Below are 8,879 nucleotides of genomic sequence, written 5' to 3'. Positions count from 1 at the left end.
CTCAGATACGTCCGATTTTGGGCAGCAACGTCCAGCACCACGACCTGCGCAAAACAGCTTTCCCCATAGCTCAGACCATGACCACCGCGGTTCGGGCACCGAAGACTTTCCGACGCCTCGCGGCGTCCGAAACCCTCAACGTTTCCAGCCTGTCGGCTTTCGGACTGAAAATGAAAGAAGCAGACATTGAGCTTCGCCAAAGCGTCGTCCTTGCGAAAACCGACATTGGTCTGTGCTGGCCGACGGCGGCTAGCCGGCAGGAGGCCGGGCAGACGGATCGATCGAACCGAATAGCGTTTCCAGCAGCGGGCATTCCGGGGTCTTGCCATCCGCGCATCGCACGACGGTTTCGGCAAGCACCGACTCCATGGCCTGAAGATCCGCGATCTTGGTACGAATGTCGGTCAGATGGACCACGGCGACCTCGCGCGCTTCGGTGCATGGGCGATCGCGGTCCTCGGCCAGCCGAAGCAGCGCGCGGATCTCGTCCAGCGTGAAGCCCAGTTCCCGCGCGCGCCGCACAAAGCCGAGCCGCATGAGATGACCATAGCCATAGAGCCGGTGACCGCCGTCGCTGCGCGCAGGCGCGGAGAGCAGGCCAATTTTCTCATAATAGCGGATCGTCTCGATGTTGCATCCGGTGCGCCGCGACAGTGCTCCGATGGGGAGCCGGGGCGCTGTGTCCTGCAGATTTTTCCGATCCATGCTGAAATACCTCTTGAACCTGTAGCCGCTACAGATCCTATCTAGGGTCAACAACGTGATTCGGAGAACAGAAAATGACCCAGCCGAAAACGGCTTCCAGACGTGGTGCGTGGATAGCGATTGTTGGAGGAAGTCTGGGCGCGCTCGGCGCGGCCTCTTGCTGCATCGTCCCGCTAGTGCTCTTCACACTGGGCGTCAGTGGCGCATGGATCGGCAACCTGACCGCGCTCGCCCCCTATCAGCCCATCTTCCTGGCGGTGGCGATCGCCTTCCTGGCCGCCGGGTTCTGGCGGATCTATCGTCAGCCGCGCGTGGTCTGCGCCGAGGGCGAGTGCGGCACGCCTTCCTCCAACCGCTTGGCAAAGACGGCCTTGTGGCTTGCAACGGCGCTGATCGGACTCGCCGTCCTCTTCCCCTATCTCGCCCCCCTATTCCTCGACCTTTGAACAAGGAGACCATGATGAAGAAGCTTACCCTGTTCGCGGCCGCGGCTGCGCTGTTCGCATCCGGGCCGGCCTTTGCCGCAATCCGGACCACCACCTTGGCGGTCGAGAACATGACCTGCGTGACCTGCGCTCCCACCGTCAAAAAGAGCCTGTCGCGCGTACCCGGCGTGACCGCTGTCGAAGTGTCGGCCAAAACGCATACCGCGACGGTCACCTATGACGACGCCAAGACCAGCACCGCGGCGTTGATCGCGGCGACCACCAACGCTGGCTACCCTTCCCGAGTCCGCAAGTGAAAGTCGTATCATGAGTGATTGCTGCAATCGGGGCGACGGCTCTCAGGCCAAGAAGTACGACCTTATCGTCGTGGGCGGCGGCTCGGCTGGGTTCTCGGCCGCGATTACCGCGGCGGAGCAAGGAGCCCAAGTCGCCGTTATCGGTGCCGGCACCATCGGCGGAACCTGCGTCAACGTCGGCTGCGTTCCTTCCAAGGCGCTGATCCGCGCGGTCGAGAGCATTCACCACGCGAATGCCGCGCCGATGCGGTTCAACGGTGTCGAGGCCGGGGCACGAATGGCCGATTGGGGCAAGGTGATCGCCGAAAAGGACTCGCTCGTCTCGGGCCTTCGTCAGGCGAAATATGCGGATCTCCTGCCTCTCTACAATAATATCGCCTACCATGAAGGCACGGCGCGGCTCGTCGAAAATGGCGTCGAGGCCGGTGGAAGGCGGTTCACCGCTGACCGGATCGTGATTGCGACAGGTACGCGTCCGGCGGTGCCGGCTATCCCGGGCCTTCCGGACGTCGATGCGCTCGACAGCACTACCGCGCTCGACCTGACCGAGTTGCCGAAATCGATGATCGTCCTCGGGGGCGGCTATATCGGTGTGGAACTCGCCCAGATGTTCTCCCGCGCCGGCGTCGACGTGACGCTCGTTTTCCGCAGCCGCCTTCTCCCCGATATGGAGCCGGAGATCGGTGCCGCGCTGACCGACTATCTTTCGAGCGAAGGCATCACGGTTCTGGGCGACCTCGCCTATCAGTCGGCCCACAAGACGGCGGAAGGGGGCACTGCGCTCACCGTCCTGCGCAACGGGGTCGCCGAAACCATCGTCGCGGAGCGCCTTCTCGTAGCGACCGGGCGCGCCCCGAATGTGGAGGACCTCGGTCTCATCGAGGCAGGGGTGAAGCAGACGCTCAGCGGTGCCATCATTGTCGATGACCATATGCGAACCTCGGTGCGCGGCGTCTATGCCGCCGGCGATGTGACGGGCCGAGACCAGTTCGTTTACATGGCAGCCTATGGCGCAAAGATCGCCGCCAAGAACGCCTTGAACGGCGATAGCCTGCGGTACGACAATTCGGCCATGCCGGCCGTCGTATTCAGCGATCCGCAGGTAGCCAGTGTCGGCTTCACCGAAGCGCAGGCTATCGCGGCAGGATATGCAACGCGAACCTCGACCCTCCCGCTCGAGAATGTTCCGCGCGCATTGGCGGCTCGCGACACGCGCGGCCTGATCAAGCTGGTTGCGGATGGCCGGACCCGCAAACTGCTGGGCGCGCATATCTTGGCGCCGGAAGGTGCGGACAGTATCCAGACCGCCGCCATGGCGATCCGCTGCGGCCTCACGATCGACGATCTGGCGGAGATGATCTTCCCCTATCTGACCACGGTCGAAGGACTGAAGCTGGCTGCGCAGACATTCGATCGGGATGTGAAAAGGCTGTCCTGCTGTGCAGGATAAGATTGCTCGGTCGCGTCGCGGCGGTGAGATGACATGAGTAGCCCGCGCGGTTCCGATCCCGCCAGCGGCGCCGGGGATTGGTCGGGTAACTGGCGCACGCTTGTCGGGCTCTGGCTATTCCCGGCCTAGCCATGCTGGCCGCCATGTGGCTGGAACCTACGCCCCGCGCGGTCATCTGGACCGTCATGCTGGCCTCCATGGGTGCGGCTTGTATCATGAACGCCAGACGGTGCGGCCGGACTCATTGCCGTTTCACCGGACCGTTCCTGATTGGGATGGCGATACTGGTCGTCGCCTACGCGATTGGGATGCTGCCGCTGGGGCCACATGGCTGGGGTATTCTGGGCGGAGTCACGCTTGGCGGGTTTGCCGCTCTGTGGTGGGGCAGCGAACGGGCATGGGGCAAGTTCTCGCGTTCCAAAGATAAGGGCGTTTCTCGCAGCTGTTAGGTTTCGTGGGAGATCGGACGTCCGGCCACTGCTATAATGGCCCATTTGCGAACGACTGGTTTTGGGCCACGCGTCGCTGGCGGTGAATGGCCGGGCTTAGGCGCAAAGCCGCCAAGCAAAAGCGGCGACCCCAATGGAGTCGCCGCAGGAGAATGGAGGAGCCCTCCATTTGGGTCGCCGCACGCGCATTAATCGGGTCGACATCAAACGCCAGTGGAATCAGGCTGCCGTAACGGAATCTTGCGGGGTGATGCTGTGAGGCAACACATTGTATCCCGTGCAACTATCATTGCGCCGAGATTGATCGCAACTGGGCTATCAAACCGGGCGGCAATTGGCCTCAAGCTCTGCAATGCGCTCCGAACAGATTTCGTGAACTGCCCGACCGAGTTCCTCGACGCGCGCGGCAAGCCAGATGAGGTCCGCTTCGGTGATGCGAAAATGCTTCGAGTAGCGGGCCTTCACATAAGCCTCTTTCAGTTTCTCGAACCGCGCTCGATCTGCTTTCAACTGGCGCGGCCAAGCATCGACCAAGCGCATGTCGAGCCTCTCTGCCTGCGTCCGCAGGAAGCCGAGATTGTGAACATGGGGCGTGTAGAAGCTGCAGACCAGCAGGACGCAATGATATAGGCTCTCCGTCGCCTGATGAAGAACGAATGACGCCTGTTTGAGCGCGCCTTCTGCCCGCCCTGCCTCGTGCATTTTGAAGAAGGCGTTAGCCTGAGGCATCCACTCCTCAAAATACTCCTTCGCCATCGCCAACGCCTGCTCGGGCGTTTTCGGCTTCGGCGTATGCAATTCCTTGTCGTCATATTCGTAGAGCGCGATCCCGTCGCGTGCGACGTCCATGAAGAAATAGCGCCCATGCGCGAGCCCGTCGTTCACTTCCTGCAAGGTGTGGACGATGAAATTCACCGGCGTGTGCAGCGTCTTGTCGATCGCAAGCTCGCGGGTCAGCCGATCCTCGAGCTTCGACCAGAAGTCGATCTTGTCGGTGAGGCGCTTGTCGTTGACGATGATGAGCAGATCGAAGTCGGAGCGATAGCCCTTGGCGGTGTGCGGCTCGTCGACCCAGCCGCCGCGGGCATAGCTGCCATAGAGGATCACCTTGTCGATCCGGCCCTTCTTCTTCCAGCCCATCGTCGAAAGCGCGACGGCATCTTCGAATTCTTCGAAGATGATCGCCTTCACGCGGTCGAGCTCGCGCTGCTTGTTGGCCGGAAGATGATCGAGATCGGTACGCATCGATATTCACCTGTGTAATTCTGCTCGCCGGAAGGCAAGCTTCGTCAGATCCAAATCGACACCTCATGGCGCCTCGCGGATGCGGAAATCCCAGACCGGAATGCCGAACGCCCGCGCCTTGTCGACGAGATTGTCCTGGATGCCGGTGCCCGAGAAGACGATGAGCCCGGCGGGCATGGCGTCGATCATGCGCTCGTTGCGCTTGAAGGGCGCCGCTTTCTTGTCGCGGTTCCAGTCGGGACGGAATGCGACCTGCGGCACTTTCCGCGCGTCGGCCCAGCAGGCAGCGGCGCGTTCGGCGCCGGTCGGAGTCGCGCCGTGGAGCAGGACCATGTCGGCGTGACGCGCATGAACCTTGTCGAGCGCCGACCAGATATGCCGGTGATCGTTGCACGCGGGTCCGCCGCTGAACGCGATGCGCGTGCCCTCGGGGATCAACGCCTTGGCCTTTTCGCGGAGGCGGCGGTCCATGAAGTCGCGGCTGTCGATCATCGCGGCGGTCATCGCCTGGTGGCGGATGCGCGACCCGGTGCGCGGGACCCAGGCCTTGCGGGCGTGGATACGAAACTGTTCGGCGGCGCATTCGCGGAAAAATTCCATCGCGTCGCGCCGCTCGATCAGGGTGATGCCTTCGGCGATCGCGCGCTCGAGTTCGACCGAGCGGATTTCGCTGCCATCCTGCTCGCGCTGGAGATCGCGCTGCGCCGCCTCGTTGCGGTCGAGCTCGCGTTCGATCCGCGTTCCGGCGCCATGGAAGAGATTGACGACGCCCCAGAGCAGATCCTCGAGATCGGGTTCGATCCTGGTGTCGACGAGACAGCCCGCGAGCGCATCGAAGATGTCGGCGACGGCGCCGCCGGCGAGCCGATCATCGGGAAGCGGGCGGCCATCGGGTTCGTCCTCGAAGGGGCGAAAGCCGTAGAGCTGCATTTCCTGGAGGAGATATGCGCTGGCGCCGGGCTCGGCGGGCTCGCCGCGTTCGGAAATGTCGGACAGGTCGGTCATATCATGCCTCGCTTCTGGTGGCCGCGCCTCTCGCGGCCTTCGCGGCGACGCCCCCGCGGCGGCGGGTGCGGGTCCGCACCGCGCGGCACGCGCGGCCGAAGCTTCAGCGGAGGATGGCAGGGGCGCGGCTATTTTGCCTCGCGATGCAAAGGGGCGCAGCCCCGGCGGAAAATAGCCGTGCATCCGCCATTGCGGTGCCCGTACCCGCCGCCGCAGTCGCCCTCCAGCGAAGGCCGGAGGCGCGGCCTCCGGAATGAGGCAAGCCGGCCGGGCGCCGGAAGAAGCGGCGCTCGCCATGTCCGAAATCCTACCATGTTTTTCGGACAGGCTTCTTGGCATCTGTCCGAAATACCGCTACATATTTCGGACATGAACATGCCCGCATCCGGATTGAAAGCCGCCATCCTCGATCGCGCAGCCATGCCGGGCAGCGTCTGGACGCCCAGCGATTTTCTCGATCTCGGGGGGCGAGACGCAGTCGACAAGACTCTCCAGCGGCTCAGCAAGTCCGGCGAATTGCGCCGGATCGACCGCGGCCTCTATGACAAGCCTGCGCATAATGAACTGACCCACCAGGCCAATCCCCCCAGCCCAAAGGCGGTGATCGACGCCGTGGCGCGCCGCGACCAGATTCGCGTCCTCGTCGATGGCATGACCGCCGCCAACGATCTCGGCTTCACCAACGCGGTGCCGGCGAAGGTCATCGTCCATGCCGAGACGCGGCTCAAAGCGATCAAGCTCGGCAACATGCCGATCATTTTCAAGTCGACGGCGGCGAGCAAGCTGTTCTGGGCGGGACGGCCGGCAATGCGGATCGTCCAGGCGCTGCACTGGCTGCGCGACACGATGTCCGGTGACGAGAACGACCAATGGCGCGACCGGCTCGTGCAGCTGTTGAGCGATCCCGTCCATGGCGCGATACTGCGCGCCGATCTTGCCGATGGCATGGCAAGTTTGCCCGTGTGGATGCAGGAATTGCTCCGCCCGCTCGTCGTCCGTCCGGAGAGCGATGAATGAACCCCGGCTTCGACGAGATATTGCGCACCGAAGCGCAGACCTGGAGCGGCCTTTTCACCACCACCGCGCAGCGGCTCGGCACCACGCCGCAGAATGTCGAGAAGGATTTCTGGGTGTGCTGGACGCTGGACGCGCTGTTCAACGGCTTGCCCGATGGTCCCCGGCTGCTCTTCAAGGGCGGGACCTCGCTGTCCAAAGGCTTCGGCTTGATCCGCCGCTTCTCCGAAGACATAGACGTGACGGTCTTTCGCGACGATCTCGGCGTGCCGGCGTCGATCGACGAGCTGGCGGCCTTGAGCCGAAAGAAGCGCGAAGCCGCGCTCGACGCGATCCGGGATGCGTGCGAGGCCTATATCAACGGCGCGCTTCTCGAGCACCTGACCGTCATCGCGGCCGAATGCTGCGAACGTGCCGGGCTCAAAGCGGGATCGATCCAGGTTCTTCCCGATGCGAAGGACCGCCAGACATTGCTGATCGCCTACCCCAGCGTGACGAGCGAAGATGCCTATATCGCGAAGAGCGTGAAGATCGAGTCGGGCGCGAAATCGGCGCTCGATCCCAATAGCCGCCGCAGCATCGCACCCTATGTCGACGAGGATCTACCGGCGATCGACCTTGCGGTCCCCAATGTGACCATCGTCGATGCCGAGCGCACCTTTTGGGACAAGGTCGTCATCCTGCACGGACTGCGGCGATGGTATGAGATCCGGGGGCAACTTCGCGGCAACCGCCAACGCGTATCGCGCCACTATTATGACCTTCATCAGTTGATGCAGTCCGAGGCCGGGCAACGCGCGTTGAAGGACCGGGCCCTCGGCGAGGACTGTGTCGCGCATGCGCGGATGTTCTTCAATCGTCCCGATTTCGACCTCGCGTCGGCGCAGCCGCCGACATTCGTCCTTTGTCCCGAGAAGGGGATGACCGATGATTTGAGGCAGGATTATCGCGCCATGGCGACGATGATCTTCGGCGAGCCGCCCGAATTCGAGGCGATCATCGAAAATATCGCGGACCTCGAACGCAAGCTCAATGGCTCGAATTGAGAGCGGCCATCGAACAGTCGATCACGAGACCTTCACGCTATCGAGGAAGCGCCCCGCATCGAGCGGTAGCATCCGGGCGCGAAGCCGGGCCGCCATTTCTTCCCGGCCCATCCGAACAAGATCGCTGTTGAAATCGTCAAGCCGCGGATCGAGCGGGACGATCTCGATCCCGAGCGGCTCGGCGCGCGCGGCCAAGGTCTTCATCGCCCAGGACCCGGCGGCGTCATCGTCGCGCGCGACATAGAGACGGCGCAGCGGTTCGGGAAAATGGATCGCGGCGAGATGCGCCGCCGACAGACCCGCGATCATCGGCAGCTCCGGCAGAAATTCGCGAAGCGAAAGGACCGTCTCGACACCTTCGCCCGCGGCCATGACGTCCGCCGCAGATCCGAACCGCACGCCATGTCCGAGCAGATTTCCCATCGCGCGGCGGGGACAGGCGACCGGCGCCTTGCTTCCCGCCGGATCGAGCCAGGTGCGATGGACGCCGGCGATCTGGCCGGCATCGTCGGTCACGGCGGCGATCATGGCCGGCCAGGCAGTCCGCACGTCGGGAGCGTCATCGCTCGACGCCCGGTAATAGCAGCGCGGATGAAAGCGGATCGCACCATTGCCTGGGTCGATATCGATCCCGCGCGATGCAAGATAAGCGACTGCCAACGTCCCGGCGATCGGCTTCGACGCAGCCCAAAGCCGCCGCGCGGCCACGGGCGTTCCCATCGACACCTTGCGCGAGCGCGGGGATGGTGATCCGGTCGGCTCCGGCATCGGCATGCTCAAAAATCGCCGCGCCTCGGCGAGCGTCTCGCGCAAATCGACGTGACCGCAACTGGCGGCGATGACATCGAGCAGGTCGCCATGTTCGCCGCTCGCGGCATCGGTCCATTTGCCCGCCCGGCCCCGCGCGTCAGCCGACGCCGACAGGAGAAGGTAGAGGCTGCGACCGGGCGTCCCCCGGACATCGCCGACAAGCCAGTAGCGGCCTTCGCGGCGACCGTTGGGGAGATAGTGGCGGCACACGGCCTCGGCATTTTCGGCGAGGCGGCGCGCCAATTCACGGGCTGGACTTTCCATGCGGGGCTCCTTCAAAGGCCTTGTGCCCGCGCAGATGTCGATCGAAAGGCGATCGGCGATCCGCACGGACAGCTCGGCACCGGCAGCCCCTGCCAGCGCGTCGAGCGTGATTTTCTCACAAACGGGACTTCAGAATCAAGCATGACCTG

10 protein-coding genes are annotated in these 8,879 nt (G+C 63.6%); 5 read left to right on the top strand and 5 right to left on the bottom strand.

Annotation, left to right across the window (positions count from 1 at the left end; genetic code table 11):
* Nucleotides 1-200 (bottom strand): hypothetical protein (locus VGN62_RS17235; protein WP_327456147.1); only part of this gene is annotated, 200 nt, incomplete at its 3' end.
* A 49-nt stretch (nucleotides 201-249) separates the two neighbouring features.
* Nucleotides 250-705: a MerR family transcriptional regulator gene (locus tag VGN62_RS17230; protein ID WP_011542781.1), complete on the bottom strand. Its 456-nt coding sequence runs from the start codon at nucleotides 703-705 to the stop codon at nucleotides 250-252.
* A 74-nt stretch (nucleotides 706-779) separates the two neighbouring features.
* On the opposite strand from VGN62_RS17230, the gene VGN62_RS17225 reads away from it, so the two are divergent.
* The 3 genes from VGN62_RS17225 to merA are packed head-to-tail and all read left to right on the top strand — an operon-like array spanning nucleotide 780 to nucleotide 2,897.
* The gene (locus VGN62_RS17225; RefSeq protein ID WP_011542782.1) at nucleotides 780-1,151 is read left to right on the top strand and encodes a mercuric transporter MerT family protein; all 372 of its coding nucleotides are present in this window, start codon (nucleotides 780-782) and stop codon (nucleotides 1,149-1,151) included.
* 14 nt (nucleotides 1,152-1,165) lie between these two features.
* On the top strand, nucleotides 1,166-1,447 hold the full coding sequence (gene merP, locus VGN62_RS17220) for a mercury resistance system periplasmic binding protein MerP (protein ID WP_041384122.1): 282 nt from the start codon (nucleotides 1,166-1,168) through the stop codon (nucleotides 1,445-1,447).
* A gap of 10 nt (nucleotides 1,448-1,457) precedes the next feature.
* Nucleotides 1,458-2,897, top strand: a complete 1,440-nt coding sequence (gene merA, locus VGN62_RS17215) for a mercury(II) reductase (RefSeq protein ID WP_011542784.1) — start codon at nucleotides 1,458-1,460, stop codon at nucleotides 2,895-2,897.
* A 767-nt stretch (nucleotides 2,898-3,664) separates the two neighbouring features.
* Here the strand turns inward: merA and VGN62_RS17210 are convergent.
* Nucleotides 3,665-4,591, bottom strand: a complete 927-nt coding sequence (locus tag VGN62_RS17210) for a HEPN domain-containing protein (protein WP_058456000.1) — start codon at nucleotides 4,589-4,591, stop codon at nucleotides 3,665-3,667.
* Between the two features lie 63 nt (nucleotides 4,592-4,654).
* Nucleotides 4,655-5,596 (bottom strand): DUF2493 domain-containing protein, encoded by a 942-nt coding sequence (locus tag VGN62_RS17205; protein WP_058455999.1) that lies wholly within the window; start codon nucleotides 5,594-5,596, stop codon nucleotides 4,655-4,657.
* Between the two features lie 369 nt (nucleotides 5,597-5,965).
* On the opposite strand from VGN62_RS17205, the gene VGN62_RS17200 reads away from it, so the two are divergent.
* Together VGN62_RS17200 and VGN62_RS17195 are read left to right on the top strand one after the other, a co-directional pair.
* On the top strand, nucleotides 5,966-6,613 hold the full coding sequence (locus VGN62_RS17200) for a DUF6088 family protein (protein ID WP_327456130.1): 648 nt from the start codon (nucleotides 5,966-5,968) through the stop codon (nucleotides 6,611-6,613).
* A complete protein-coding gene (locus VGN62_RS17195; protein ID WP_058455998.1) occupies nucleotides 6,610-7,656 on the top strand; it encodes a nucleotidyl transferase AbiEii/AbiGii toxin family protein in 1,047 nt (348 codons plus the stop codon). Before VGN62_RS17200 ends, VGN62_RS17195 begins: the two co-directional genes overlap by 4 nt.
* 21 nt (nucleotides 7,657-7,677) lie before the next feature.
* On the opposite strand, the gene VGN62_RS17190 is transcribed toward VGN62_RS17195, so the two are convergent.
* The gene (locus VGN62_RS17190) at nucleotides 7,678-8,730 is read right to left on the bottom strand and encodes a DUF7146 domain-containing protein (protein ID WP_058455997.1); all 1,053 of its coding nucleotides are present in this window, start codon (nucleotides 8,728-8,730) and stop codon (nucleotides 7,678-7,680) included.
* Nucleotides 8,731-8,879: the final 149 nt, after the last annotated feature.

Source organism: Sphingopyxis sp. (assembly GCF_035998905.1).
Classification (GTDB): Bacteria; Pseudomonadota; Alphaproteobacteria; order Sphingomonadales; family Sphingomonadaceae; genus Sphingopyxis.
This window is presented reverse-complemented; position numbering and strand designations above follow the sequence as displayed.